Here is a 25,046-nt window from a genome sequence, read left to right on the forward strand (position 1 = left end):
ATGGCGCGCACTCTCTTTGACAAGCTCTGGGACGCGCATGTGGTGCGCGAACTCGGCGATGGCTGGGCGCTGCTGCACATCGACCGTCACTTGCTGCACGATCTTTCCGGCCCGCCGGCGCTGGCCGAGGTGGCGGCACGCGGCTTGCCGCTACATGATCCGGCGCTGGTGTTCTCCACGCCGGACCACGCCGTCTCCAGCCAGCCCGGGCGCGATGGCAATACCCATGTGCCGGGCGGGCGCCTGTGGTCTGCGCTGCGCGAGCGCTCGGCCGCGGCGGGTGTGACGATGTTCGACCTTGGCCAGCCGGGGCAGGGCATCGTCCACGTGATGGGCCCAGAGCTTGGCATCGTGTTGCCCGGCCTGACGGTCATCTGCGGCGACAGCCATACCTGTACCAATGGCGGCCTGGGCGCGATGGCCTTCGGCGTGGGCTCGTCCGAGAGCACGCACGCGCTTGCCACGCAGACGCTGCGCCAGCAAAAGCCGCGGCGCATGCGCATCCGATGCGACGGCGTGCTGGCCGAGGGCATCACCGCGAAGGATCTGGCGCTGCATATCATCGGCCGGCTCGGCGCGGCGGCTGGCGGCGGCTATGCCATCGAGTTTGCCGGCACGGCCATCGAAGCGCTGGAAGTGGAAGGGCGCCTGACGCTGTGCAACCTGAGCGTGGAACTGGGCGCGCGCTTTGGCATGGTGGCGCCCGATGCGCGCACCATCGAATGGCTGCGCGGCCGCCCGTATGCGCCCACCGGCGCGCAGTTCGACGTCGCGGCCGAGTACTGGCGCACGCTCGCCACCGATGCCGGTGCCGCGTTCGATCGCGAAGAGGTGATCGACGCCGCCGCCGTGGCGCCCACCATCACGTGGGGCACCAGCCCCGAGCACGCGATGGCGATCGACGGGCACATCCCCGATCCGGCCGCCGCCAGCGACCAGGCGGCCAGTGCCGCCATTGGCGCCGCGCTGGATTACATGGGCCTGGCACCCAATGCCCCCATCGCCGGTACGCCGGTGGACTGGGTCTTTATCGGCTCCTGCGCGAACTCGCGCCTGTCCGACCTGCGCGCAGCGGCCGCCGTGGCGCGCGGGCGGCGTGTGGCCCCGGGCGTGACCGCCTGGGTGGTGCCGGGCTCGGAGAACGTCAAGCGCGCGGCCGAGGCCGAGGGGCTGCGCGCCGTGTTCGAGGATGCGGGCTTTGCCTGGCGCGAGCCCGGCTGCAGCATGTGCGTGGCCGCCAACGGCGAGCAGGTGCCGCCCGGGCAGCGCTCGGTCTCCACCTCCAACCGCAATTTTGTCGGGCGTCAGGGGCCAGGCGCCCGCACGCATCTTGCCAGCCCCGCGATGGCCGCCGCCGCTGCGGTCACAGGCTGCATTGCCGACGTACGGAAACTCACATGACCATGCAACCCTTTACGGTCGTAACGGGCGCTGCCGTGCCGCTGTTGCGCGCCAACATCGACACCGACGTGATCATCCGCATCGAGCGGCTCACCGCGTTGCCGCGCGAGCAACTCGGCCCCTACGCGCTGGAAGCGCTGCGCTACCGCGCCGATGGCAGCGAGGACCCGGGCTGCGTGTTCAACCAGCCGGCGTTTCGCGGCGCGCCGGTACTGCTGGCCGGCGCCAACTTTGGCTGCGGATCCTCGCGCGAGGGCGCGGTGTGGGCGCTGATGGGCCTGGGCGTGCGCTGCGTGATCGCGCCGAGCTATGGCGATATCTTTTACAACAACTGCTTCCAGAATGGCGTGCTGCCGATCCAGCTCACCGCCGAAACGGTGCAAGCGCTGGCCGCGCAATGCGCAAGCGGCGCGCCGGTGCGGGTGGACCTGGCGAGCGCCACGCTGACCGCGCCCGATGGCGCGATCGTCGCGTTTCCCGTCGACCGGCTGCGTCGTGAAGCCCTGCTGCACGGGCTGGACGATATCGGCCTTACGCTCAAGGACGACGCGCTGATCCGTGCCTGGCAGCAAGCCGATCGCACCCGCCGGCCCTGGGCCTGGACGGTGCGCCGGCAAGACGTGGCATGAACGCCCGGTTGCAGCATCCACTGTTGCTGCGCGCAGCCGGCCTGCTGCTGCGCGGACGCCACGCGGGCGATGGCAGCCTGGCTTGCAGCGACGCCGTGCTGGGCGCATTGCCCCACACGCTGGCGCTGCACAGCGCGTCGTTTGCCGATCACGGCGCGATGCCCGTGCGCCACGCGGGTGCGAGCGTGGGCGCCAACTGCTCGCCTGCGCTGGCCTGGACGGGATTGCCGGCAACGGCCACGCACTGGCTGTTGATGGTCGAGGATCCGGATGTGCCGCTGGCTTCCGCCATCGTGCACGCGCTTGCCTGGGGCCCGGCCTCGGTCGGCGCGCTGGCCGAAGGCGCGCTGTCGCGCGCGCCGCTGCCGGGCGGCGTGACGCTGGCCGTCAACGGGCTGGGCCATGCAGCTTACGACGGCCCCCGGCCCCTGCCGGGACACGGGCCACATCGCTACGTGTTCCAGCTGTTCGCGCTTGCCGCCGAGCCGCCAGCCGGTCTTGCGCGCGAAGCGCTGATGGCGTGGCTGCGCGCGCATGCCATCGCGCGGGGCCGGCTCGATGGCGTGTTCCAGCGCGACTGGCGTGGCCGGCCGCTGACTCCAGCGAGCGTCGCGCCGGCTTGAGTGCTCGCACGGCTAGCCGGAAACACCACGGGTTACCACTAAAAAATACGGAGACAACATGCCATCCCTGATCCAACGACAAACCAGGCGCCGAGCCGTCGGCCCGCTCGCCATCGGCGCGGCACTGCTGTCGGCCGGCACGCTAGCCGCCGCCAGCCCTACTGCCAGCCCCGGCGCATGGCGCCCGGATCGTCCGGTCACACTGGTGGTCCCCTATAGCGCCGGCGGTGGTACGGACGCCACCGCGCGCGCGGTGTCCAAGCCGCTTGGCGTGCTCTGGGGCCAGCCGGTGGTGGTGGAGAACCTGCCGGGCGCCGACGGCCTGATTGGCACGCGGCGCGTGATGGAGGCGAAGCCCGATGGTTATACCCTGCTGCTGCAGGTGCCGGCAATCGTGGCCACCAGGTACACGCCCGGGTTCAAGGGTGTCGACCCGTTGGCGCGGCTCGACCCCATCACGGCGATTTCGCAGTCGCCCGCCGCAGTGGTAGCCAGCGCCAAGCTGCCCGTGAAGACGTTCGCGGAACTCGTGCAGTACTGCAAGACCGTAGCCAAGACCTGTTCGCTTGGCACCGGCGAAAGTCTAGCGCGCATCTCCGGCAAGCAACTGGCGGCGGAGGCGGGCTTGCCTAACCTCATTGTCGTCAACTACCGTGGCACTGGCGCCATCGTCACGGACCTGATCGCCAACAACGTCAACCTGGCGTTCACCGGCATCACTGCCGCGCTGCCGCACTACAAGGCGGGCACGCTGAAGATCCTTGCCACGCAGGGGCACAAGCGCGCCGCCGCGCTGCCTGATGTGCCTACCACGGCCGAGGCCGGTTACCCGCAGTTCCAGTCGGTCACCTGGTATGGCCTGTTCGCGCCCAAGGGCACCCCGGCGGCGATCACGCAGGGCATTGTCGCCGCGCTGCGCGAGGCCGTGAAGGATCCGGAGGTGCAACGGACCGTCGCCGCCGCGGGCGCCGAGCTGGTGGTGAATCCGCCTGCCGAGTTTGCCGCGCAGGTACGCCAGGAAAGCGAGCGCCTGGGGGTGCTGGTCAAGCAGTATCCATTCGAGTAGGGGGACCTGACTGCCAGCCGACTGCGCCAGTCTCCACGTAGCCTCACGTAACGCCACATAGACAGACACACCATGCAAAACCAGGATCAGAATCAGAACGCCGCACCCATGCCGCCAACCGATCCCGACGGGCCCACCGGCAGGCTCGCCCAATGGCTGGCCGCCTTCCGGCTGGAGCAAGCCAGCGCCACCGCGCGCGAGCGCGCCAAGGCGCTCACGCTGGACGGCATCGGCTGTGCCATCGTCGGCGCGCAATTGCCGTGGTCGCGCACCGCCGCCAACATCGTCCGCCAGATGGAGGGGCAGGGGGACCGCACCATCGTCGGCTGGGGGGCGCGCACCAGCGCGCCGGGCGCCGCGCTGCTCAATGGCACCTTTATCCAGGGGTTTGAGCTTGACGACTACCATCCGCTCGGGCCGCTGCACAGCGCCTCGCTCGTGCTGCCCGCGCTGTGGGCCGCATCCGAAGGCGAGAGCCGCGTGTGCGGGCGGCGCTTCCTGGAGGCGGCCATGGCCGGCTATGAGGTGGGCCCGCGCGTGGGCATGGCCCTGCACGGCGCGCAGATGTTGTCGCGCGGCTGGCATTCCGGATCGGTGTTCGGCACGCATGCAGCCGCCGCCGCGGTGGGCAAGCTGCTGGGGCTCGACGCCGCGCGTTTTGAGGATGCGCTGGGGTTGGCCGGCACGCAGTCGGCCGGGTTGATGGCGGCGCAGTACGAGGCCATGTGCAAGCGCATGCACCACGGCTTCGCCGCGCGCAATGGGCTCTACGCGGCGGTGCTGGCGGCGGGCGGCTACACCGGCATCAAGCGCGTGTTCGAGCGCGAGTACGGCGGCTTTCTCTCGACGTTCGGCGAAGGGCATGCGCCGGACGCCGCGCAGATCACCGATGGCCTGGGCGAGCGTTGGGAAGTCGAGCGCATCGTCATCAAGCCGTACGCGGCCATGGGTGGCATCCACGCGCCGCTCGATGCGCTGTTCGACGTGGGCGCGCAGCGCGCGCTCAAGGCGCGGGAGATCGCCGCTATCGAGGTGGATGTGTCGCATGCCGTCTATCACCATGGCTGGTGGGTGCCGCAGCGGCCGCTGACGCCAATCGGCGCGCAGATGAACATCGGCTACGCGCTTGCGGTAGCGGTGCTGGACGGCGCGGCGCTGGTGCCGCAGTTCACGCCGGCGCGCATCGATGCCGACGATGTCTGGGCGCTGCTGCCGCGTATCGCCGTGCGCCACGATCCCGCCTTCGACGCAGGCGGGCAACGGGCACGCGGGCGCGTGCGTCTGGCCGTGACCTTCACCGACGCTCAGCGCATCGAGGTCAATCGTACGGCATCGCGCGCCATCGAAGCGCCGCAATCGAGCGACGAAGTGGCCGCGAAGTACAGGGCCCTGACGGACGGGTTGATTGCGCCGCAGCGGCAGCAAGCCATCGAGCGCATGGTGCGGGATCTTGAGCAGCTCGACGATGTGCGCGACTTGCTCGCCCTGCTTGCGCCGCCGGTGGGCTGCGCGTTCGACTGAGTGCCTGCCGTCAACAAAGAACACCAGGAGTGAGACATGACCCAACGAATCCCCCGGCGTGCCGTGCTGGCCCGGATGGCAGCATGCGCGATGCTGGCCCTATCCAGCCTTTCGGCCGTTGCGCAGGCGCACTGGCCGGACAAGCCGATCCGCCTGGTGCTGCCATTCTCGGCCGGCGGCCCGGGCGACATCACGACGCGGCTGATCGCGCAGGCGCTTGGCCGGCAGCTGGGCCAGACCGTGATTGTGGACAACAAGCCGGGCGCCGGCGGCATCATCGGCGCGGAGTTTGTCGCCAAGAGCCCGCCCGATGGCTATACGCTGCTGATCGCCGGCAATGGCGCGGTCGCCAACGCGTTGTTGCGCGCGAAGATGCCCTACGCCGACGGCGACCTCGTTCCTGTGGTCAGCACCAATGCGGCGCCGTCGGTGATGGTGGTGGGCGCCGGTGCCTCGCGCAAGGACATCAAGGACATCAAGGACCTGAAGGCGCTGCAGGCCTACGGCAAGGCCAAGGGTGGCATCACGTTCGGCACCGCCGGCGCCGGCAGCACCGGGCATTTCGTGGCGGAGATGGTGGAGACCGCGCTCGGCGTGCCAGTGACACTGGTGCACTACAAGAGCGGCTCGGAAACGCTTAACGCGGTTATTGGCGGGCAGATCGACCTGGCGTCCGAAGCCCCGGTTGGCGTGCTCGGCTTCCTGCGCGGCGGCAAGCTGCGCGCGCTGGCGGTGACCGACGACAAGCGCGCGCAGGCGTTGCCGGACGTGCCCACCACGGCGGAGCAAGGCTTTGCAGGCATCCGCATGGAGCACTGGGGCGGCATCTATGCGCCCAATGGCACGCCGGCGCCGATCCTGGACCGCATCGCGCAAGCCACGCAGGCCGCGTTCCAGAGCGATGCCGGCCTGCGCGCGCAGTTCGAGACCTATGGCTACCGCCCCGTGTCGGGCACGCGGATGGAGTTCACACGTTTTGTGCAGGACGAGAAGCAGCGCCTTGGCAAGATCGTGCACGACGCGCACATGACGATCGATTGAGTGGTTGGCACGGCGCGCTTTAGCGGCGCGCCGGCACTTCCACACGCACCGCCTGGTGCGCCGGCGATTCGTCCTTCATCAGCAGGCGCACCAGGACGGCGCTGAGCAGTGCAACCCCGGCGGCCACGCAAAGAATCCAGGCGAAGCCATCCGCGAAGGCGGTGCGCGCAAGCGGTTCCAGCACGCTGCGCAGCGGGGCTTGCACATCGGCCATCGCGCCGTGCAGGTCGCCGGCAACCACGCGCGGGATGATGTGTGCGGCCAGGCCGGGCACTATCCCCGAGCTTTCCTCATGCGCATGCAGCGCCGTGTCGAATGTGGCTTGGGTACGGTAGGCGAGCAGGCCCCCGAGCAAGCCGAAGGACAGCACGATCGCGCTGAACCGCGTGGTGGTGCTGATGCCGGACGCCATGCCGGAGCGCTCGTGCGGAATGCAGGCCATGATGTTCTTCTGCGTATCGCCGTTGAGCAGGCCCGCGCCGCTGCCGGTGACGGCAATGGCCAGCGCGAAAGGCAGGTAGGACATGGTGACGGCCGCCCACGCGCTCAGCAGGTTGCCGAGGCCGACCAGCACGAGCCCGAACACCAGCATCGACGGCGCGTCCAGCCGTCCCGACAGCTGCACGCCGATGCGCGGAAAGATCAGCATGGTCAGCGCAAACGGCAGCATGGCGGCACCTGAGGCGATCGCCGAGAACCCCAGGCCCGTTTGCAGATATAGCGGGATCAAGGTCATCATCACTTGGGCGCAGGCGGCATAGGCGGCCATGCCGAGCAATGCGCCGATCAGGCGCGGATTGCGCAACAGCGTGAGATCCACCATGGGCCGGCGCTGGATGCGCTCCACGCCGATAAACAGCGCGAAGAGCACGGCCCCGCCGGCCAGCCGCATCTGGGTGTGCGTATCGCCCCAGCCAATGCGGTTGGCCTCGATCAGGGCCCAGATCATCAGGCACAGGCTGCCGCAAAAGCATAGCCCGCCCCACAGGTCGATGCGCGCCGCTCTCGTGTCGCGCGACTCCGCGATATGCCGCAGCACCATGGCGCCCAGCACGATGCCGACCGGCAGGTTCAGCAGGAACACCCAGCGCCATCCCAGCGCCTGGCTGATGAGGCCGCCAAGGCCGGGGGCTACCAGCATGGCCACACCCATGCACGCGCCCCAGAACGCCCACGCCCGGGCGCGCTCGCGCTCATCGTGAAAGGCGTGCGCGATGGTCGCCAGCGCGGAGGTCAGCAGCATGGCCGCGCCCACGCCCTTGACGGCGCGCGCCAGGTTCAGCGCCAGGCTGCTCCCCGCCAGGCCGCAGCCTAGCGAGGCCAGCATGAAGACCGCCAGGCCGGTCAGCAGCATGCGCTTGCGGCCGAACTTGTCGGCCAGGCTGCCCGCGGGCAGCAGGCCGCCGGCAAAGGTCAGCATGTAGGCGCTGACCACCCACTCGATATCGGAGAACGTGGCATGCAGGTCGCTCGCGATGCGCGGCAGCGTGACAGCCACGATGTTGGTGTCCAGGACGATCAGCGCGCAGGCGCCCGAGGCGGTCAGCAGCGCGGCGCGCGAGTTCATGCCGCTCATGCCGGCTCCTGCTCAAACTGCCCTGCCGGCGATATTGCCTGAAATGAAATAAATCCGGATGTGCCGTGCCCGGCGGGCCGTGGGTGCCGCTTTGTCTTGTGCCGCATGTCGTCGCTTCCTGTCGCATTCCTTGATGGGGTGCGGGCTAGGATACGGCGGGCAGGGCCGTGCGTTGTTGCGCCGGCCGTGCTATTTTGTTGCCTGTTAGCTAACAATCAGAAAGTACTCCGAAGGAAAACAGCAAAACGATGGAACTGCGCCACTTTCGCTACTTCATCGCGGTAGCCCAGGACTTGCACTTCACCCGGGCCGCTGCGCGGCTCGGCATTTCCACGCCGACGCTCACCCGCCAGATCCAGGAGATGGAAGCCAGCCTTGGCATTCGCCTGTTCGAGCGCAACCAGCGCTCGGTGGCGTTGACACCGGCCGGCGAGGTGCTGCTGGCGGAAGCGCAAGCCGTGGTGGCGCAGTTCGAGGCCGCACAACTGCGCGCGCAGCGCGAGGCGCGTGGCGAGACGGGCAAGATCCATGTGGGTTATGTCGCCTCGGCGGCCTACTCGGGCGTGCTCCAGCGGCAAGTCGCGGCATTCCGCAAGGCCTGCCCCGATGTGCAGCTGCTGGTGCGCGAGGCGCCCATGGGCACGCTGCCCGAGCAGGTCAGGGATGGGCAGGTCGACATCGCCTATATCCGCTCCCCGATGAACCTGCCCGAGGGCGTGGACGCGCTGCCGCTGGCGCCCGAAGGCTTTATCCTCGCGCTGCACAGCGATTCATGGCTGTGCGGCCTGGCCGAGATCCAGCCCGCGCATCTCAAGGCGGAGACATTCATTCTTCCCGAACAGGTTTCGGGCACGCTGTCCACCGCCGAGCAGGGTGGCTTCGTGCCCAGGCTGGGCCCGCAGCCGGGCGGGCTGGTGGCCGTGCTGGCGCTGGTGTCGCTGGGCGAAGGCGTGGCGATTGTCCCGAACGCCGTGGCCGGCCACATCAGCCTGCCCAGCCTTGCCTACCGGGATATCGCGGGCCTGGAGGTGACGTCGTATCTGTCGCTGATGTCGCGCCAGTACGAGAAGGCCGCGACCATTCGACGCTACATCGAACTGGTGTCGCGGCCCGCGGTTACCTCAGGCCGAAAAAGCCGAGTACAAACAGGACAATGACCACCGCGCCTACCAACCAGACGATGCTGTTCATGACACGCTCCTTGTGCAGACTGTAGCCTGACAATCGCACACGTGGCGGGGCGCGTCTGTACGGTAGCGTTCAGCGGCGTCAGACCACCATGGGCGTGGTGGCGCCATCGACCGACAGGATGGCGCCCGAGATATAGCTGGCGCGGGGCGAGGCGAGGAACAGCACGGCGTCCGCTACCTCCTCCGGCGTGGCCAGGCGGCCCAGGCCAGTGCGCGCGTTGGCGCGTGCCAATGCCTGCTCCACGGTCGTGCCGCCGATGCGCGCATCCACTTCCATGCCTTGCTGCAGGCGTTCGGTATGCGTGGCCGACGGGTTGACGGCGTTCACGCGCACACCTTGCTTGCCGTAGGCATTGGCCAGGCCGGCGCTGGCCAGCATCAGCGCCGCGTTGGCCGCGCCGCCCGCCAGGTGGGCGGGGTTGGCCAGCTTGCCGCCCATGCCCACGATATTGACGATGGCGCCGCGCCCCTGCTGCGCCATGCGCTTGACCACGGGGTCGATCACGTTGATGTAGCTGAAGTACTTGGCGGCCATGGCGTCCTGCCACAGCTGCGGGGTCAGCTCGTCCGGCGGGCGGCGCTTGGCGGCACCGGCGGAGGTCACCAGGATGTCGATGGCACCAAGCGCGGCCACTGCCTCCTCTACCGCGCGCGCGGCCGCGGCGATATCGGTCAGGTCGGCGGACACCGCGACCACGTCCTTGGCGTATTCGCCTTCGCCTTCGGCCAGGCTGGCGCAGGCCTTGGCCAGGTTCTCGGCGCTGCGCGAAACGATGGCTACGCGCGCACCCTCGCGCAGGAAGCCGGCCGCGCAGGCCAGGCCAATGCCGCGGCTGCCGCCGGTGATGAGCACGCGTTGATTGCGAAGTTCGAGATCCATGGTGATGTGTCCTGGCTGGTCAGGGAGCGCGCGGGCGTCGATTGATCAATCAATCAACGGCGGATCCGCGTGCGTGGCGGGGCGGCTGTCAGGCCGGTGAGACAACAGGGGTGCCATCTTAGCGCGCCCGCGCCAGCCTTGCTGGCGAGCGCTCAATCCCGGGACGTCGTGCCAGCGCGGCGTCAACGCACCTACGCCGGTGTCAGCGCCACATGCACCGCGATGCCCTCGATCGGGTCGAGCACGCCGCGCCAGGGCGCGGCTGCGATGGCTTGCTTGCCGTGGACATAGCCAGCGTTCCAGCGCGCGTCGATGCCGGCGGCGCTGAAGTCGATATCCTTGGTCAGGTCTTCGCCGTCGAACGACGGCGCATTGAGTTCGACCACGTGCATGGTGGTATGGCAGCCCCAGCCCAGCAACGCCTCGACCGCGGGCGTGCTGCGCTCCGCCTGGGGAATGTGCTTGGCCAGTTCGCGGATCACATGCCGCAGCCGGTGCAATTGCCTCTGGTGCTCCAGCTGGGTTTCGGCGCGGCTTGAGTACTGGATATCCCGCTGCCGTCCCATGGCTTGCCAGATGGTGTCGGGCTCCGGGCCTTGCAGGGGCCACAGCTGCACGGCGAAGATCACCGAGCTGCGGCGAGGGTGGTCGTCGAGCACGGCTTCGATCGGCGTGTTGGAGCAGATGCCGCCGTCCCAAAACGCTTCGCCGTCGATCCGGATCGCCGGGAAGCCCGGCGGCAGCGCCGCGGATGCCAGCAGATGCTCCACGCTCAGCGCGGTGTCCCGGTTGGTGTAGTAGCACATCCTGCCGCTGCGGACATTGACCATGCCGACGGTGAGCCGCGTGTGCTTCTCGCTGAGGTAAGCGAAATCCACTAGCGAGAGCAGGGTGTCGCGCAGTGGCGAGACCGAATAGAAGCCGGCCCGCTCCACCCCGAGCGGCACGCGCGTGCCGAACCAGGCCGCCGGGTTTGGCGTGAAGAAGCCAGGGATGCCCTGGGTGAGGGTTGCAAGGTTCGACATCGTGCCGTCACCGCCCGAGAGCAGGCGGGCTAGTTCGAGCGGCCCGTGGCGGCCCACCTGCTCCCAGAACTGCCGCAGGCGCGGCAAGCGATCCGCAGGCCGGTTGCCTGCCACGATCGAGCCGTTGATGGCGCCGATGGAGGTGCCGATGGCCCAGTCGGGCTCGACCCCTGCCTCGTGCAGCGCCTGGTAGACCCCGGCCTGGAAGGCGCCCAGCGCGCCCCCGCCCTGCAGGACGAAGACCACTTGCTGATCGATGGGCCGACTGGCCGCGCCAGGCGCGTCGGTCGGGGCTGCGGCGGGTTGCGTCTTGCTATCCATGGTGTTCCGGCTCCCGGGTTGTCAGGGGGCGGCCGCGTTTGCCGGTGTTCGCGGCATGAGCGGCCGCCGGACCTGGACGGGATCGTCGTCGACCGCAATGATGACGGGCTTGTCCATGGCCCCCTTGCCGCTTGGTGTGCATCGGCGGCCCTTCAAGCAGACTCAAGGTGCCTGGCCGCCTAGTAAGGCTAGCACCTCGCGCTGTTCTTGCCAGAGCCGTGTTGCCGGTGGGCAAAAGGCGTCACACGCGTGGAGATGCTGTCGTCCTGTGCTTAGCTTTGCTCGAAGGAGATCCGCGCGGCAAAGGCCAGCAGCGCGGCCGAGAAGGACCAGCGCTGGACCGTCTGCGCGCGCGGGCTCCGGCGTAGCCAGCCGGTCAGGCGCAGCGCGCCGAACACGCACGCCAGGTCGAAGGCCACGCCGGTTAGCACCAGCACCACGCCGAGCTCAAGCACTTGCGACCACACCGGCGCGCCATGCGGATCCACGAACTGTGGCAACAGCACGGAACAAAAGAGCAGGGCCTTGGGATTCAGGATGCTGCTGAGCGCGCCCTTGGCAACGGAGGCGCGCAGCCGCACCGGCGGTGCTGCCGCGCCGGTGCCGGCGTGCATCCCGAAGGCCGGGCTGCGGAAGATCTGGACGGCCACATAGGCCAGGTATAGGCCGCCCGCGACGCGGATGCCCTGGTAAAGCCAGGGCGCCGCGCGCAGCAGCGCGGCCACGCCGCATGCCGAGAGCGTGACATGCGCGGCGCGTGCCATGGCGAGTCCGGCGACGGTGGCCAGGCCATGGCGCACGCCCCGGCCGGTGCTGGTTTGCAGCACCAGTGCCATGTCAGGCCCGGGTAAGGCATAGACCACGGCCAGGGCGCCGATGAAGGTAACGAGCAAATGTAGGGAGACCATGATGCATGCGGTGACGAGGGCAACATCATGACCCAGGGGTATGAGGGAATTCTGGCGATTTTATGGGTCAAACCCATATAATTTGGGGGAATCCGCTAATTTTTTCTGGTTTATTGAGGGCTTGCTTTTGGATCTCGACAAAATCGATCGCGCCATCCTGATGGCGCTGCAGGCGGACGGACGCGCCACCAACGCCAGCGTGGCGGAATCCGTGGGGCTGAGCGAGACACCGTGCGCGCGCCGGCTCAAGCGGCTGGAGGCCGACGGCTATATCGAGGCCTATCGCGCGGTGCTGTCCCGCCAGGCCCTGGGGCTTGGCCTGATGGCGTTCACGCAGGTCCGCTTTGGCGTGCACAGCCGTGAGCTCTCCGACCGCTTCGAGCGGGAGATCCAGGCCATCCCGCGCATCGTCTCGTGCCATAACGTGTCGGGCAGCGCCGATTACCTGCTCCTGGTGGTCGCGCGCGACCTGGAGGATTACGGCATCTTCATGCGCGATGTACTGCGCACATTGCCCGGCGTGACGGCGGTGGAATCCATGCTGTCGCTGGGCGAGGTCAAGCGCAATGCCGGCTTGCCGTTGCTATGACGTGACGACGTGATGGCGTTGCAAGGCTTGTCGCCGCATCCGGCTTCAGTCGTCGCGGTTCGCGGCCAGGGACAGCTCACGCGCCACAAAGAAGCATAAAAACGCGATGGCCGTGCACAGGATCGCCACGGTGAAGGCCAGTTGCTTGCCGTGCCACAGATCCGAAAACCACTGCGAGAACTCGGCCGCCAGTACAGCAGCCTTGCCGCCGATACGTTCGAGCTGGAAATCATATTGCCGCTTCCACCCGGGGCCGTAGGCCAGGTCGCCGGCCTCGTCGCTCGCGGCGCACAGATAGATCAGGACGCCTGCGATCCAGCCTGCAGCGAGGATCACGGCGCCCAGCAGGTAAATGCGAGCGGGGAGGGACCAGCGCTTGCCCGGTGCATGCCGTTGTTCCGCGTTGCTCATTGGTGTCCTCTGTGGTGGCCCCTGTGGTTTCCTCTGTTTCCCCAGGTGGCTTCCACGCATTGTAATAAAGGGAGTGTCACTTCCTGCCTGCCCTGCCTCCGAGGGATAAGATCGATCAGCCCCCCGGCTTTAGTCACTCACCCCTTGGGCCAGACCATGCCACATCGATCTCTCCAGCCCGGCACGCTGTGGCCGGCCATCCTGCGCCAGACGGAGCACGCCCTGCGATGTGGCGCGCTGCGTCCTATCGAGACCTTCCAGGCGGGCATCGACGATGGCGGCGTGCGTTTCCTGGTGCGCCAGGTTTCCAGCCTTGCGCGCAAGGACCGCGACAGGGACCAGAGCCAGGCGCGGCAGAAGGACAACGCCGTTCCCGGCAACCAGGCGGGCACCGACCCGTTCCTTCCCTACGACCCGGACCTGTTTGTCGCCGACATCTCCGAGACCCATCTTGCGCTGCTGAACAAGTTCAACGTCCTGGACCATCACCTGCTGATCGTTACCCGCCGCTTCGAGCCGCAGGACGCGCTGCTCAACCTGGCGGATTTCGAGGCGCTGCTTGCCTGCATGGCCGAGTTCGATGGCCTTGGCTTCTATAACGGGGGTGCGGCGGCCGGCGCAAGCCAGCGCCACAAGCACCTGCAACTGGTGCCGCTGCCGCTTGCCAGCGAAGGCCCGGCGTTGCCCATCGCGCCGCTGCTTGCGGCCGCGCGCATCGATGGCGCCGTCGGCATCGTGCCGGGGTTGGCGTTTTCGCATGCGTTCGCGCCGCTGGCTTTGCCGGCGGCCCGCGGGCCGGATCTGGCGCGCACCGCACTTGCGCGCTATCGCGCGCTGCTGGCAGCGGCTGGCGTGCGGGTGATCGATGTGGATGGAGAACCGCAGCCGTTGGCGCCATACAACCTGCTCGTCACGCCGCTTGGGATGCTGATCGTGCCAAGGTCGGCGGAGTCCGTCGAGGGCATCTCGGTCAATACGCTCGGGTTTGCAGGATCGTTCTTTGTGCGGAACGAGGCACAGATGCGCACCATCGAGCGGCTCGGCCCCATGGCGATGCTGCGGCAAGTCGCGGGCCTGGCTTCGGCGTCACCGGCGGCGCCGGGCCAGAAATAAGGGGTAAATATAAAAGCGGGCGCGCCGTTAAAGGGTTTGGGCTAGCAAGGATTCCAGTGGCGCTCGCGCCGGGCCGGAATCCCTGCTTGATCGTGCTAGCCAGGTCAGGCCACATCGCTCGCTGCGCGATGCGGCGTTCCCCAAATGCGTTACTTGGTAGGCCTCACCACTTGCCTCTTCAAACGGCTACCGCCCCAGCCAGTCCGAGCCGCGGCCGCAAGCATTCGCGCCTGCCGCGCTTGCTGCCGGCCCTGCTTGCCGCCATCCTCTGCGCGCAGTCGCAGCACACCGCTGCAGACACGGCCCCCCCGCGTTCCGAGGCGGTGGCGCGGGTGGTGTTCAGCCTGCTTGGCTATGCGCGCTGGCCAACCGAGCGGGAAGTCCTGCGCCTGTGCGTGGACGGCTCGGCCCGCTACGGCGCCAAGCTTGCGGAGGGCGGCGTCCTGGCAACCGGCCGCTCCGTGCAATCCAGGCGCATCGACCTGCAGGATGGCGTGTCCACCGCGGGCTGCGATTCCGTCTACCTCGGGCCCATGACGGATGCCCGGCGCAAGAAACTGTCGACGGAGCTGATCGGGCGCCCGGTCCTTGTCATCACGGAAGAAGACTACGAGTGCGAGATCGGCAGCATGTTCTGCCTCAACGTGGTCGATGGCCACGTCTCGTTCCGCGTCAACCTGGATGCCGTTGCCCGCAGCGGCATCCATATCCATCCGGCCGTATTGCAGCTTGGCCGCCGCCGGGGGCCATCGCCATGAAGCTGCCATTGCGGCCCGACGCGACGAGATCGCGTCCGACGCTGTACAACGCGCTGCGCCGTATTCATCTCAGCGTGGCGTTGATCGCCGTGTGCACGGCGGGCATCTCGCTGACCGCGCTCGGGCTGGCCGCGCTGCGCGTCTATGCCGACCACAACCTGCGCCTGGTTGCCCGCTCCGTGGCGTACACGCTGGAAGCGCCGGTGGTGTTCCGCGACCAGGCGGCCGCCAACGAGGCGCTGGTGGCAATCGCCGCGACGGAGGTGGCCCAGGCCCGCGTCTATGACAAGGACAACCGCCTGCTGGCCGAGTGGCAGCGCCCGGCCGACGAGCGGTTTCCCGGCCTGCAGCGCCTGGCCAGCCGCGTGATGGCGCTGGGCCCGGTGGAGCAGGAGATCCTGCATGAAACGCAGGCGGTGGGCACAGTCCGCCTGACCGCCTACACCGGCAACCTCTTGCGCTTTGTGCTCAGCGGGCTGCTGGGGCTGCTGGCTTGCCTGCTGCTTACCGCGGTCAGCGCGCACTACATGTCGAGCCGCATGCTGGTCCATATCATCGAGCCGGTGCGCAACCTCATGCGCGTGGCCCATGCCGTGCGCTCGGAGCGCGCTTTCGACCAGCGCACGCCGCCGGCGCATATTGCCGAGCTCAACGCGCTCGGGGAGGATTTCAACGGCCTGCTCGACGAACTGGAGACCTGGCAGAACCAGCTCCAGCACGAGAACAGGTCGCTGGCGCACCGCGCCAGCCACGACAGCCTGACCGGCCTGCTCAATCGGGCGGCGTTCGAGGATGCGCTGCATCGGGCCGTGCGCTTTGCCGGCACCTCCAAGGCTTACGCCGGCGTGCTCTACCTGGACAGCGACGCGTTCAAGAAGATCAACGACAACTTTGGCCATGCCGCCGGGGACGAGGTGTTGTCCGACATTGCCCGGCGCATCCGCTCCTGCGTGCGCGAGGGCGACCTGGTGGCCAGGCTCGGCGGCGATGAATTCGCAGTACTGCTCACCTCGCTGCGCAAGCCTGCCGATCTCATCCAGGTCGCGGAGCATATCCTGCTTCGCATGAAGGACCCTGTGCAACTGTCGAGCGGCACCAGGATCGAAGCGTCGCTTAGCATCGGGTTGTCCGTGTTTCCGCTTCATGCGCAGACCGCCGCCACCTTGATGCAGACCGCGGACGAGGCCATGTACGAGGCCAAGCGCAGGTCGGGAGGTGGTTGGGAGAGCGCGCAGCCGCGGCTGGGGCGGCCCGAATTCGCCTTCGGGCCCGAGCGCCAGGACAACGAGAAAAATGATGGGGACATGGATCGTGCTATCTAACTTGCGAATCACTGGCAGCCGGGGCCTGGCTGCCGCCGCGGTGGCCATCACCGTTGCCCTGGCCGCCTGCCAGACGGCGCCCGCTTCCAAGCTCGCCCCTGCGCAAGTCCAGGCGTTGCAGTCGCAGGGGTTCACGCTCACCGAGAACGGCTGGGAGCTCGGCTTGTCCGAGAAGGTGCTTTTCGGCCTGAACGAGGATGTGATCAGCACAGACCGGCAAGAGGCCGTGCAGCGTATCGGCCTGGCGCTGTCAGGCGCGGGCATCGATCAGGTGCGGCTGGACGGGCACACTGACGATTCCGGCTCGGCTGACTATAACCAGCAGCTATCGGTCCGGCGCGCGGAGGCGGTGGCGAAGGTGCTCGCCACGTCGGGATTCCAGCCCGAGAACATCCAGGTGCGCGGACTGGGCAAGAGCAAGCCGGTGGCGGACAACCGCACCGCTGCCGGGCGCTCGGAGAACCGGCGCGTGGCCATCGTGATCACGATCGAGTAGTTGCCGGTGACCTCCACAAAGCGGCAAGCTCAAGCACGGGCTCCAGGATGACGGCGCGATCCCGGCTTCCGGCCGGGTCCGCACCGTTGCCAGCGCGGACCCTCAACACCGCCAAGGCTAGCGGACGCCCTGCGCCAGCTTCTCCTGCGCCCAGTTGACTGCCTCGCGCGCGGGCGCAATCCCGCTCTTCTCCACGCGCTGGGCCAGTGCGAACACGCGCTCGCGGATATGCGCCACTTCGGCCAGCACCGCGGCTTCCTCCGCGCCGCCGAGATACTCGCGGGCACAACTGATGATGCCGCCCGCGTTGATCAGGAAATCCGGCGCGTAGAAGATGCCGCGGCGTTGCAGCGTGTCGCCCTCGTCCAGCGACGCGAGCTGGTTATTGGCGCCGCCCGCGACGATCTTGAACTGGCAGCCCTCGGCCACCGCCGGGGTGATCACCGCGCCGAGCGCGCAGGGCGCGAACACATCGGCGGCCACGCCGGTGATGGCCGTGGTGGAAACCACCTGCGCGCCGAATTGCTCGCGCGCCTGCTCGGCCTTGGCGCCGTGGATATCGGCCACGATCAGCCGCGCGCCGGCCGCATGCAGCTGGCGGCACAGGTCCCAGCCCACCGAGCCAAGGCCCTGCACGGCAACGGACACGCCTTGCAGGCTGTTGTGGTCCAGCACGTAGCGCACGGCGGCCTCGATGCCGACGAACACGCCATAAGCGGTCTTGGGCGACGGGTTTCCACCGAAGGTGCCCTCGCGCGGCATGCCGCTGATGTAGCGGGTCTGCGTGCGGGCGGCGACCATGTCTTCCACCGTGGTGCCGACGTCTTCGGCGGTGATGTAGCGGCCACCCAGCGATTCGACCATGCGGCCGAAGGCGCGGAACAGCTTGGTGCGATCGGTTTGTGCCGGGGTACGCAGGATCACGGCTTTGCCGCCGCCGAAGGGCAGGTCGGCCAGTGCGTTCTTGTAGGCCATGCCTTGCGACAGGCGCAGGGCGTCGGTCAGGGCGTCGCTCTCGGCGGGATAGGCCCAGTAGCGGCAGCCGCCAAACGCGGGGCCAAGGCTGGTGCTGTAGATGGCGATGATGGCCTGCAGGCCGGACTCGGGATCGGTGGCGAGCGTGACGCGCTCGTGGGATGGGCCTTCGCCAGTGCCGAACAGGCGGCCGGCGGCCTCTGCGTTGATGCGTTCAGTCAAAGCGTCTTCTCCATGAAGATTGGGAGCGCAAAGGGATACCTTCGCTTTCCGGGTGCACCGCATTGGGTTGCAAGGCAGTGCAGTTGCAACGGCAGCCGTCGAGGGCTGCCGTTTCGATAAGGCCGGACTGCCATTGTGTGGCTGCCCGGCCTCGGGTAAACGCTTGGTGCCGCGTCGTGGCGCGGAACCGGTGCTGGATCTTACCGGCAAATCGCGGGGAGATGAAGGGCGCGCGCGGTGTGTGCGGTGTATGAGCGGTACCGGCACATCTATACTTGGAGCAAGGTAATCCTCAACCCGAGCGAAGCGTGAGAGGGCGCCTGTGCGGTGGCCTGCGCCCTTCGCGTGCCAGGAGGGCACCATGTTCCAGCATCTGCTGCTGCCCGTCGACGGCTCACCCCTGTCCGAAGCCGCTTTCAGCAAGGCCCTGGTGTTCGCCCGCGAGGCGCGAGCCCGGGTCACGGTGATCCGGGTGATCCCGGACTTCCATGTCTACACCTACCAGGTGGAATTGCTGGCCGACACCCGTACGCGGTTCGTGCAGGAAGCCACCCGCAGTTCGGCGGACTACCTGAAAACCCTGGCCGCCGAAGCCGAGGCGGCGGACGTGTCTTGCGAGACCCTTTGCGTCATACATGACCACCCCTATGAGGCCATCATCCAGGCCGCGCAGGAAAAGGAGTGCGACCTGATCGTGATGGCCTCGCACGGGCGGCGCGGTTTGCAGGGCGTGCTGATCGGCAGCGAGACCAACAAGGTGCTGACGCATAGCAATATCCCTGTGCTGGTGTATCGCTAGCGGCTCACCGCAAGTGGCTTGCGTTGTGCGGCGCCAGCCACCTGCGGCGAGGCGGCGCCCGGGCAAGACATGCATGGGCTACCAGCATGCGCTACCAGCATGCGCTTCTAGCCCGCGGCAGTCGCCGCCTTGTCCGGGCGCGTCCATTCCAGCACCACCTTGCCGCTGTTGCCCGACAGCATGGCCGCAAAGCCGGCCTCGAAGTCGCTCACGCTGAAGCGATGCGTGATCATCGGCGTCAGGTCCAGCCCGCTTTGCAGCATGGCAACCATCTTGTACCAGGTCTCGAACATCTCGCGGCCGTAGATGCCCTTGATCTCCAGCCCCTTGAAAATCACCTGGTTCCAGTCTATCGCCATCTTCGATGGCGGAATGCCGAGCATGGCAATCTTGCCGCCGTGGTTCATGTGCTCGAGCATGGTCGCAAAGGCGGTTGGCACACCGGACATTTCCATGCCCACGTCGAAGCCTTCCGTCATGTGCAACTCGGCAGCCACGTCTTTCAGGTTCTCGTGCTGCACGTTGACGGCGCGCGTGGCGCCCATCTTGCGCGCCAGCGCGAGCCGGTATTCGTTGACGTCGGTGATCACCACATTGCGCGCGCCTACGTGCCGAGCGATGGCGGCAGCCATGATGCCGATGGGGCCGGCGCCGGTGATCAGCACGTCCTCGCCCACCAGGTTGAAAGACAGCGCGGTGTGCGTCGCGTTGCCAAAGGGGTCGAAGATGGCGGCGATCTCGTCCGGGATATCGTCGGGAATGCGGAACGCGTTGAAGGCCGGAATCACCAGGTACTCGGCAAAGGCGCCGGCGCGGTTCACGCCCACGCCTACCGAGTTGCGGCACAGGTGGCGGCGCCCGGCGCGGCAGTTGCGGCAGAAGCCGCAGGTGATATGCCCCTCGCCGGAAACGCGGTCGCCAATGGCCAGCCCGCGCACTTCCTGCCCGATGGCGACGATCTCGCCCACATACTCGTGCCCCACCTGCATCGGCACGGGGATGGTGTTCTGCGCCCACTCGTCCCATTTCCAGATATGGATGTCGGTGCCGCAGATGGCCGTCTGGCGGATGCGGATCATCACATCGTTGTGGCCGACTTCCGGCTCGGGGACGTCGGTCAGCGTCAGGCCGGGCGCGCGTTCGAGTTTGGCGAGGGCTTTCATGAGGGAGCCTCCTGCTTGCTGCGTGGATGAAGCGCTTGGGTGATGCTTTAGTGTCGCTCAGGCGATGGCGCCGAACTTGCGGCCTACCTTGGCAAACGCGGCCACGGCCCGCTCGATCTGCTCGGCCGTATGCGCTGCGCTCATCTGCGTGCGGATCCGTGCCCGGCCCTTGGGCACCACCGGGAAGGAGAAGCCCACCACGTACACATGCTCCGCCAGCAACGCATCCGCCATGCCGGATGCCAGCGCGGCATCGCCCAGCATCACCGGGATGATGGGATGCTGGCCCGGCACCAGCGTAAAGCCCAGCGCCGTCATCTCGCGGCGGAAATGCTCGCCGTTCTCCCGCACGCGCGCGCGCAATGCCGCGCCTTCTTCGCTGGCCAGCAGCTCCAGCACTTTCAGCGTGGCGGCGCAGATGCTCGGCGCCAGCGAGTTGGAAAAAAGATAAGGCCGCGAGCGCTGCCGCAGCAACTCCACGATTTCCCGGTGCGCCGCCACATAGCCACCGGAGGCGCCGCCCAGCGCCTTGCCCAGCGTGCCGGTGATGATATCCACGCGGCCCTCCACGCCACACAGCTCCGGCGTGCCACGCCCGTGCTCGCCCACGAAGCCCACCGCGTGCGAATCGTCGACCATCACCAGCGCCCCGTAGCGGTCCGCCAGGTCGCAGATGGATTTGAGGTCCGCGATGATGCCGTCCATCGAGAACACGCCGTCGGTGGCGATCAGCTTGAAGCGCGCGCCGGCGGCATCCGCCTCCTGCAGCCGGGTCTCCAGGTCGGCCATGTCGTTGTTGCGGTAGCGGTAGCGCCTGGCCTTGCACAGGCGCACGCCGTCGATGATGCTGGCGTGGTTGAGCTCGTCGCTGATGACGGCGTCCTGGTCGTCGAGCAAGGTCTCGAACAGGCCGCCGTTGGCGTCGAAGCAACTGGAGTAGAGGATGCTGTCGCCGGTGTGGAGGAACTTGGCGAGTACGGCTTCGAGGGTCTTGTGCACGGACTGGGTGCCGCAAATGAAGCGGACTGAGGCCATGCCGAAACCGTCTTGCTCCAGGCCGCGCCGGGCGGCTTCGATCAGGCGGTGGTCATCTGCCAGGCCCAGGTAGTTGTTGGCGCAGAAGTTCAGTACGTGCTCGCCGCCCGCCAGCCGGATATCGGCAGCCTGCGGGCTGGCGATGACGCGCTCGGATTTATGGAAGCCGTCGGCGCGAATGGTGCTCAAGGTGTCGCGAAGGTGGGAGAGATAGCGGTCGCGCATGGGAGGTCCCCGGCTAGGTTGTTGGGCGGCGTGGCTTGCGCCAGCCTCCATGGTATGGCGAAAGCCGGGAAAATACCGCTTTTGCCGTGCGCGTGTTTTGTGCTGCGCTGCGCAAGCGGTGGCTGGCTCAGCGCGACCGATGCTGCTATGCGGCAGCCGCCGCGCCGGTCCCTGGATCGGATCGAAAACGCAATGAAATCAAGCCTTTGTCTCTTTGCCTTAGGGTTGGCAACTCCTATCCTTAAGTGAGGTTGCGCATGTCGCCGCGATCGGCGCGCATGCCGGCTACCGGCTTGCTGGCGGAGGCGGCCATGAACGAAGACGTACGGATTGCTCCTATCGAGCGAATCATCTATTCGCGCCGGCACGGATCCACCGGCAACCTTGTTCGCCACAACGCGCGGCGCCGCCGCCTGATCCAGGCCGCCGCGGCTACCGCGCTTGCCGCGGGGCTCGGCCCCTTGGTGCTGCCACGTCGGGCACAGGCAGCCAAGCACACCTTGAAGATCCTCCAGTGGAACCACTTCGTGCCGGGCTATGACAAGTGGTTCGACAACACCTACGTGAAGGAATGGGGCCAGCGCAACGATACCGAGGTCATCGTCGATCACGTGGGGATCCCCGCGCTGGCCACGCGGGCCGCCGCCGAGGTATCCGCCCAGAAGGGGCACGACCTGTTCATGTTCCTGTCGCCTGCGCCAGTGTACGAGGAGCAGGTCATCGACCACCGCGAGATTTACGAGGAATGCCAGCGCAAGCATGGCAAGCCGGTCGAACTGGCGATCAAGAGTACGTATAACCCGAAGACGAAGAAGTACTTCGGCTTCTCCGACAGCTTCGTGCCGGACCCGATCAATTTCCGCAGGGACCTGTGGGACGAGATCGGCATGGCACCGCCGGACAGCTGGGACGACGTGCTGAGCGCGGGCAGCAAGATCAAGCGCAAACGCAACGTGCCGGTGGGCATTGGCTTGTCGGCTGAACTCGATACCGCGATGGCGATGCGCACCATCCTCTTCGCATTCGGCGGCTCGGTCCAGGATGAGCGCCATACCGTCGTGCTGAATTCGAAGAACACACTGGAGGCGGTCAAGTTCGTCAAGGCCCTGTACCAGGAAACCATGACGCCGGAGGTGCTGGCGTGGGATCCGTCCTCCAACAACCGCGCCATGCTGGCGGGCAAGATCTCGCTTTGCCTGAACGCTATTTCCATCACGCGCGAAGGCGAGAACAAGAACATTCCAGTCACGCCCGATATCTGGCTGACCCAGGCACTGCGTGGCCCGGTGCGCCGCATCGGCTTGGAGCACGTGATGGACTGCTACGTGATCTGGAAATTCGCCGAGAACATAGCGGGTGCCAAGAAGTTCCTGCTGGACTATATCGACAACTTCCACCAAGCCTTTCTCGGCAGCGAGTTCTACAACTTCCCCTGCTTCCCGAGCACGGTCCCGGACCTGCAGAAGCTGATCGCCGATGATCCCAAGGCCCGCCCGCGCGACAAGTACAAGGTGCTGGGCAGCCTGATGAACCAGGCCACCAACGTCGGCTACCCCGGCTATGCCAATGCGGCCATCGACGAGATCTTCAATACCTGGGTGCTCAACACCATGTTCGCCAAGGCCGCCACCGGCGATGAAACGCCGGAGAATGCCATCCGCGCTGCGCAAGCCACGTGCAGGCGGATCTTCGCCAAGTGGCGGGAAAAAGGACTCGTATGAGCCGCCCCCGCCGGACCGCAGGCATCGGGATGGGCGTGGGCCGATAAGTCATGGCCACGGTGGAAACCCGCTCACTCACCAAGCGCTTCGACGGCACCAATGCGGTCGACGGCATCGACCTGGCCGTGCACGAAGCTGAGTTCCTGGTGCTGCTGGGCCCGTCCGGCTCGGGCAAGACCACCTTGCTGCGCCTGATTGCCGGGCTGGAAGCACCCACCTTCGGCGATATCCTGGTGGGCGGCCGTGTCGTCACCGGGCTGCCGCCGCGCGCGCACAACATGGCGATGGTGTTCCAGAGCTACGCGCTCTATCCGCACCTGAGCGTGGCCGGCAACATCGCCTTCCCGCTGGAGGCGCAGCACATGCCGCGCGAGGCGATCGCGCGCAAGGTGAGCTGGGCCGCGGCGCTGTTCGGCATCGGCCACCTGCTGGCGCGCAAGCCGCGCCAGCTCTCCGGCGGCGAGCGCCAGCGGGTGGCGCTGGCGCGCGCCGTGGTGCGCGATCCGGTGACCTTCCTGCTGGACGAGCCGCTATCCAATCTCGACGCCAAGCTCAGGACCTCCGCGCGCGAGGAATTGCAGCAGCTTCAGCGGCGCCTGGCGACCACCACGATCTACGTCACGCACGACCAGGTCGAGGCGCTGGCGCTCGGTGACCGGGTCGCCATTCTCGACCACGGCCGCGTGCACCAGCTCGGCACCCCGCAGCAAGTGTACGAGCAGCCGGCAGATACCTTCGTGGCCACCTTCATCGGCTCGCCGCCGATGAACCTGGTCCAGACGGAGGCGATGGTGACGGGCTTCCGGCCGGAGCACTTCCTGCCGCGCGGGGTCTACGGCGGCGATGAAGTGCTGGAACCCTTCTCCTTCCATATCACCCGCATCGAGAATCTCGGGTCCGACCGGCTGGTGTATGGCCTGCTGGAGCCACCGCTGCCGCCGGCCAAGGTTATCTCGCGGATTCCCTGCACCGTCACCTTCCCGCTGGAGACAGGCGTGCGCTACCCGTTCGCAGTGCGGCGTGCCGACCTGAGGCGCTTTGATCCGCGTTCCGGCGCCAGCCTCGGTGCGCCGTCGTCCGTGGCGCCGTCCGTGAGGCCGGCATGAGCACCCGGGCTCCCGCCGCGCTAGCGCCACAGGCCGGTGCCTGGCATGCGTTGGAGGGCGAGCGCTGGCTCGGCGCCTTGATGCTGGCGCCGGCACTCATCTATATCGCGTTGCTGCTCGGCTTTCCCTTCCTGCTGTCGATCTACTACAGCCTGTCCGACATCACCGTGGGCAGCCGCGCCATGCATTTCGTTGGCCTGGAGAATTTCCGGCGCATCGTGCAGAACCCCACCTTCTGGCGCTCGCTTGGCAATGCGCTGGTGTTCACGCTGGTGTCGCAGGCGCTGGTGGTGGTCCTGGCCAAGATCCTGGCGCTGGCACTGTTGCGTGATTTTCGCGGCAAATGGCTGGTGCGGCTGCTGATCCTGCTGCCGTGGGTGGCGCCGATCTCGCTGGGTTCGATCGGCTGGCTGTGGATATTCGATCCGGTCTACAGCATCATCAACTGGACGCTGCGCGCGCTCGGCCTGTTCGGCCCGCATACCTGGCCGATCTGGCTGGGCCAGCCGGACCTGGCCATGGCGTCGGTGATCCTGGTGGATGTCTGGCGCCTGCTGCCGCTGGCCACGGTCATTATCCTGGCCGGCCTGCACGGCATCCCGCAGGATATCCACGACGCCGCCGCCATGGACGGCGCCGGCTTCTGGCGCCACCTGTTGCGCATCAATATCCCGCTGGTGATGCCGATCATGCTGGTGGCGTTGTTGTTCGGCATCGTGTTTACGCTCACCGACATGATCATCATCTTCGTGCTGACCCGTGGCGGGCCTTACGACACCACGCAGGTGCTGGCCAGCCTGGCATTTTTCACCGGCATCCAGGGCGGCGACCTGGCCGAGGGCGCGGCGATTTCGCTGTTCCTGTTCCCGCTGCTGGTAGCGGTGGTGGCCCTGCTGCTGAGCGTCGCCAACCGCGCGGAGGTAGCCTGAC

Annotated in this window: 24 protein-coding genes; 16 read left to right on the top strand and 8 right to left on the bottom strand. The window is 67.4% G+C overall.

Going from position 1 to position 25,046, the window contains the following annotated elements; translation table 11 throughout:
* The 6 genes from leuC (at window position 1) to AC1Q7Q_RS09695 (ending at window position 6,281) form a co-directional block, all read left to right on the top strand.
* On the top strand, window positions 1-1,401 hold the full coding sequence (gene leuC / locus AC1Q7Q_RS09670) for a 3-isopropylmalate dehydratase large subunit (RefSeq protein WP_492374394.1): 1,401 nt from the start codon (window positions 1-3) through the stop codon (window positions 1,399-1,401).
* A 2-nt stretch (window positions 1,402-1,403) separates the two neighbouring features.
* Window positions 1,404-2,030, top strand: coding sequence for a 3-isopropylmalate dehydratase small subunit (gene leuD / locus AC1Q7Q_RS09675; protein WP_492374429.1), 627 nt, complete (start codon window positions 1,404-1,406; stop codon window positions 2,028-2,030).
* Entirely contained in the window at window positions 2,027-2,653 is a 627-nt protein-coding gene (locus AC1Q7Q_RS09680) for a YbhB/YbcL family Raf kinase inhibitor-like protein (protein WP_492374395.1), read from the top strand. Before leuD ends, AC1Q7Q_RS09680 begins: the two co-directional genes overlap by 4 nt.
* A 58-nt stretch (window positions 2,654-2,711) precedes the next feature.
* Window positions 2,712-3,719 (top strand): Bug family tripartite tricarboxylate transporter substrate binding protein, encoded by a 1,008-nt coding sequence (locus tag AC1Q7Q_RS09685; protein ID WP_492374396.1) that lies wholly within the window; start codon window positions 2,712-2,714, stop codon window positions 3,717-3,719.
* Window positions 3,720-3,791: 72 nt separating this feature from the next.
* Window positions 3,792-5,240 (top strand): MmgE/PrpD family protein, encoded by a 1,449-nt coding sequence (locus AC1Q7Q_RS09690; RefSeq protein ID WP_492374397.1) that lies wholly within the window; start codon window positions 3,792-3,794, stop codon window positions 5,238-5,240.
* Between the two features lie 36 nt (window positions 5,241-5,276).
* Window positions 5,277-6,281: a Bug family tripartite tricarboxylate transporter substrate binding protein gene (locus AC1Q7Q_RS09695; RefSeq protein ID WP_492374398.1), complete on the top strand. Its 1,005-nt coding sequence runs from the start codon at window positions 5,277-5,279 to the stop codon at window positions 6,279-6,281.
* Window positions 6,282-6,300: 19 nt separating this feature from the next.
* On the opposite strand, the gene AC1Q7Q_RS09700 is transcribed toward AC1Q7Q_RS09695, so the two are convergent.
* Window positions 6,301-7,857 carry an MFS transporter gene (locus AC1Q7Q_RS09700; protein WP_492374399.1) on the bottom strand — a complete coding sequence of 519 codons (1,557 nt, stop codon included), beginning with the start codon at window positions 7,855-7,857 and terminating at the stop codon, window positions 6,301-6,303.
* A 248-nt stretch (window positions 7,858-8,105) separates the two neighbouring features.
* On the opposite strand from AC1Q7Q_RS09700, the gene AC1Q7Q_RS09705 reads away from it, so the two are divergent.
* Entirely contained in the window at window positions 8,106-9,014 is a 909-nt protein-coding gene (locus AC1Q7Q_RS09705; protein ID WP_492374400.1) for a LysR family transcriptional regulator, read from the top strand.
* Between the two features lie 112 nt (window positions 9,015-9,126).
* Here the strand turns inward: AC1Q7Q_RS09705 and AC1Q7Q_RS09710 are convergent, their stop codons facing one another.
* From AC1Q7Q_RS09710 to AC1Q7Q_RS09720, 3 genes are all read right to left on the bottom strand, one after another.
* Window positions 9,127-9,927 (bottom strand): SDR family oxidoreductase, encoded by an 801-nt coding sequence (locus tag AC1Q7Q_RS09710; RefSeq protein ID WP_183035589.1) that lies wholly within the window; start codon window positions 9,925-9,927, stop codon window positions 9,127-9,129.
* A gap of 191 nt (window positions 9,928-10,118) precedes the next feature.
* Complete coding sequence (locus AC1Q7Q_RS09715; protein WP_492374401.1) at window positions 10,119-11,273, bottom strand: patatin-like phospholipase family protein; 1,155 nt, start codon at window positions 11,271-11,273, stop codon at window positions 10,119-10,121.
* A gap of 272 nt (window positions 11,274-11,545) precedes the next feature.
* Window positions 11,546-12,181 (bottom strand): LysE family translocator, encoded by a 636-nt coding sequence (locus AC1Q7Q_RS09720; protein ID WP_492374402.1) that lies wholly within the window; start codon window positions 12,179-12,181, stop codon window positions 11,546-11,548.
* Between the two features lie 127 nt (window positions 12,182-12,308).
* Between AC1Q7Q_RS09720 and AC1Q7Q_RS09725 the strand changes: the two genes are divergently transcribed.
* On the top strand, window positions 12,309-12,770 hold the full coding sequence (locus AC1Q7Q_RS09725; RefSeq protein ID WP_492374403.1) for an Lrp/AsnC family transcriptional regulator: 462 nt from the start codon (window positions 12,309-12,311) through the stop codon (window positions 12,768-12,770).
* A 45-nt stretch (window positions 12,771-12,815) separates the two neighbouring features.
* Here AC1Q7Q_RS09725 and AC1Q7Q_RS09730 read toward each other — a convergent pair whose 3' ends face one another.
* Complete coding sequence (locus tag AC1Q7Q_RS09730) at window positions 12,816-13,181, bottom strand: hypothetical protein (protein ID WP_492374404.1); 366 nt, start codon at window positions 13,179-13,181, stop codon at window positions 12,816-12,818.
* Between the two features lie 156 nt (window positions 13,182-13,337).
* On the opposite strand from AC1Q7Q_RS09730, the gene AC1Q7Q_RS09735 reads away from it, so the two are divergent.
* The 4 genes from AC1Q7Q_RS09735 (at window position 13,338) to yfiB (ending at window position 16,870) form a co-directional block, all read left to right on the top strand.
* Entirely contained in the window at window positions 13,338-14,294 is a 957-nt protein-coding gene (locus AC1Q7Q_RS09735) for an ATP adenylyltransferase family protein (RefSeq protein ID WP_492374405.1), read from the top strand.
* A gap of 128 nt (window positions 14,295-14,422) precedes the next feature.
* Window positions 14,423-15,052 carry a regulatory sequestration protein YfiR gene (gene yfiR / locus AC1Q7Q_RS09740; RefSeq protein ID WP_492374406.1) on the top strand — a complete coding sequence of 210 codons (630 nt, stop codon included), beginning with the start codon at window positions 14,423-14,425 and terminating at the stop codon, window positions 15,050-15,052.
* On the top strand, window positions 15,049-16,374 hold the full coding sequence (gene dgcN / locus AC1Q7Q_RS09745) for a diguanylate cyclase DgcN/YfiN (RefSeq protein WP_492374407.1): 1,326 nt from the start codon (window positions 15,049-15,051) through the stop codon (window positions 16,372-16,374). The genes yfiR and dgcN overlap by 4 nt, the downstream gene beginning before the upstream one ends.
* The gene (gene yfiB / locus AC1Q7Q_RS09750) at window positions 16,349-16,870 is read left to right on the top strand and encodes an outer membrane lipoprotein YfiB (RefSeq protein ID WP_492374430.1); all 522 of its coding nucleotides are present in this window, start codon (window positions 16,349-16,351) and stop codon (window positions 16,868-16,870) included. Before dgcN ends, yfiB begins: the two co-directional genes overlap by 26 nt.
* A 117-nt stretch (window positions 16,871-16,987) precedes the next feature.
* Here the strand turns inward: yfiB and AC1Q7Q_RS09755 are convergent, their stop codons facing one another.
* Window positions 16,988-18,067 carry a Leu/Phe/Val dehydrogenase gene (locus AC1Q7Q_RS09755; RefSeq protein WP_492374408.1) on the bottom strand — a complete coding sequence of 360 codons (1,080 nt, stop codon included), beginning with the start codon at window positions 18,065-18,067 and terminating at the stop codon, window positions 16,988-16,990.
* 361 nt (window positions 18,068-18,428) lie between these two features.
* Here AC1Q7Q_RS09755 and AC1Q7Q_RS09760 point away from each other — a divergent pair, with 361 nt between their 5' ends.
* On the top strand, window positions 18,429-18,866 hold the full coding sequence (locus AC1Q7Q_RS09760; protein ID WP_492374409.1) for a universal stress protein: 438 nt from the start codon (window positions 18,429-18,431) through the stop codon (window positions 18,864-18,866).
* 107 nt (window positions 18,867-18,973) lie between these two features.
* Here the strand turns inward: AC1Q7Q_RS09760 and tdh are convergent, their stop codons facing one another.
* Window positions 18,974-20,029 carry an L-threonine 3-dehydrogenase gene (gene tdh / locus AC1Q7Q_RS09765; protein ID WP_492374410.1) on the bottom strand — a complete coding sequence of 352 codons (1,056 nt, stop codon included), beginning with the start codon at window positions 20,027-20,029 and terminating at the stop codon, window positions 18,974-18,976.
* Window positions 20,030-20,086: 57 nt separating this feature from the next.
* A complete protein-coding gene (locus AC1Q7Q_RS09770; protein WP_441640428.1) occupies window positions 20,087-21,289 on the bottom strand; it encodes a glycine C-acetyltransferase in 1,203 nt (400 codons plus the stop codon).
* 311 nt (window positions 21,290-21,600) lie between these two features.
* Between AC1Q7Q_RS09770 and AC1Q7Q_RS09775 the strand changes: the two genes are divergently transcribed.
* The 3 genes from AC1Q7Q_RS09775 to AC1Q7Q_RS09785 are packed head-to-tail and all read left to right on the top strand — an operon-like array spanning window position 21,601 to window position 25,045.
* Window positions 21,601-23,010: an ABC transporter substrate-binding protein gene (locus AC1Q7Q_RS09775; RefSeq protein WP_492374431.1), complete on the top strand. Its 1,410-nt coding sequence runs from the start codon at window positions 21,601-21,603 to the stop codon at window positions 23,008-23,010.
* Between the two features lie 50 nt (window positions 23,011-23,060).
* Window positions 23,061-24,116, top strand: a complete 1,056-nt coding sequence (locus AC1Q7Q_RS09780; protein ID WP_492374411.1) for an ABC transporter ATP-binding protein — start codon at window positions 23,061-23,063, stop codon at window positions 24,114-24,116.
* Entirely contained in the window at window positions 24,113-25,045 is a 933-nt protein-coding gene (locus tag AC1Q7Q_RS09785; protein ID WP_492374412.1) for a carbohydrate ABC transporter permease, read from the top strand. Before AC1Q7Q_RS09780 ends, AC1Q7Q_RS09785 begins: the two co-directional genes overlap by 4 nt.
* Window position 25,046: the final 1 nt, after the last annotated feature.

The organism is Cupriavidus sp. GW823-FHT07A04 (assembly GCF_058794615.1).

Excerpts from the sequence above, each read along its gene's own strand:
- leuC (WP_492374394.1), top strand. The coding sequence starts at position 1 with ATGGCGCGCACTCTCTTTGACAAGCTCTGGGACGCGCATGTGGTGCGC.
- leuD (WP_492374429.1), top strand. The coding sequence starts at position 1,404 with ATGCAACCCTTTACGGTCGTAACGGGCGCTGCCGTGCCGCTGTTGCGC.
- AC1Q7Q_RS09680 (WP_492374395.1), top strand. The coding sequence starts at position 2,027 with ATGAACGCCCGGTTGCAGCATCCACTGTTGCTGCGCGCAGCCGGCCTG.
- AC1Q7Q_RS09685 (WP_492374396.1), top strand. The coding sequence starts at position 2,712 with ATGCCATCCCTGATCCAACGACAAACCAGGCGCCGAGCCGTCGGCCCG.
- AC1Q7Q_RS09690 (WP_492374397.1), top strand. The coding sequence starts at position 3,792 with ATGCAAAACCAGGATCAGAATCAGAACGCCGCACCCATGCCGCCAACC.
- AC1Q7Q_RS09695 (WP_492374398.1), top strand. The coding sequence starts at position 5,277 with ATGACCCAACGAATCCCCCGGCGTGCCGTGCTGGCCCGGATGGCAGCA.
- AC1Q7Q_RS09700 (WP_492374399.1), bottom strand. The coding sequence starts at position 7,857 with ATGAGCGGCATGAACTCGCGCGCCGCGCTGCTGACCGCCTCGGGCGCC.
- AC1Q7Q_RS09705 (WP_492374400.1), top strand. The coding sequence starts at position 8,106 with ATGGAACTGCGCCACTTTCGCTACTTCATCGCGGTAGCCCAGGACTTG.
- AC1Q7Q_RS09710 (WP_183035589.1), bottom strand. The coding sequence starts at position 9,927 with ATGGATCTCGAACTTCGCAATCAACGCGTGCTCATCACCGGCGGCAGC.
- AC1Q7Q_RS09715 (WP_492374401.1), bottom strand. The coding sequence starts at position 11,273 with ATGGATAGCAAGACGCAACCCGCCGCAGCCCCGACCGACGCGCCTGGC.
- AC1Q7Q_RS09720 (WP_492374402.1), bottom strand. The coding sequence starts at position 12,181 with ATGGTCTCCCTACATTTGCTCGTTACCTTCATCGGCGCCCTGGCCGTG.
- AC1Q7Q_RS09730 (WP_492374404.1), bottom strand. The coding sequence starts at position 13,181 with ATGAGCAACGCGGAACAACGGCATGCACCGGGCAAGCGCTGGTCCCTC.
- AC1Q7Q_RS09735 (WP_492374405.1), top strand. The coding sequence starts at position 13,338 with ATGCCACATCGATCTCTCCAGCCCGGCACGCTGTGGCCGGCCATCCTG.
- yfiR (WP_492374406.1), top strand. The coding sequence starts at position 14,423 with ATGCGGCGTTCCCCAAATGCGTTACTTGGTAGGCCTCACCACTTGCCT.
- dgcN (WP_492374407.1), top strand. The coding sequence starts at position 15,049 with ATGAAGCTGCCATTGCGGCCCGACGCGACGAGATCGCGTCCGACGCTG.
- yfiB (WP_492374430.1), top strand. The coding sequence starts at position 16,349 with ATGGGGACATGGATCGTGCTATCTAACTTGCGAATCACTGGCAGCCGG.
- AC1Q7Q_RS09760 (WP_492374409.1), top strand. The coding sequence starts at position 18,429 with ATGTTCCAGCATCTGCTGCTGCCCGTCGACGGCTCACCCCTGTCCGAA.
- tdh (WP_492374410.1), bottom strand. The coding sequence starts at position 20,029 with ATGAAAGCCCTCGCCAAACTCGAACGCGCGCCCGGCCTGACGCTGACC.
- AC1Q7Q_RS09770 (WP_441640428.1), bottom strand. The coding sequence starts at position 21,289 with ATGCGCGACCGCTATCTCTCCCACCTTCGCGACACCTTGAGCACCATT.
- AC1Q7Q_RS09775 (WP_492374431.1), top strand. The coding sequence starts at position 21,601 with ATGAACGAAGACGTACGGATTGCTCCTATCGAGCGAATCATCTATTCG.
- AC1Q7Q_RS09780 (WP_492374411.1), top strand. The coding sequence starts at position 23,061 with ATGGCCACGGTGGAAACCCGCTCACTCACCAAGCGCTTCGACGGCACC.
- AC1Q7Q_RS09785 (WP_492374412.1), top strand. The coding sequence starts at position 24,113 with ATGAGCACCCGGGCTCCCGCCGCGCTAGCGCCACAGGCCGGTGCCTGG.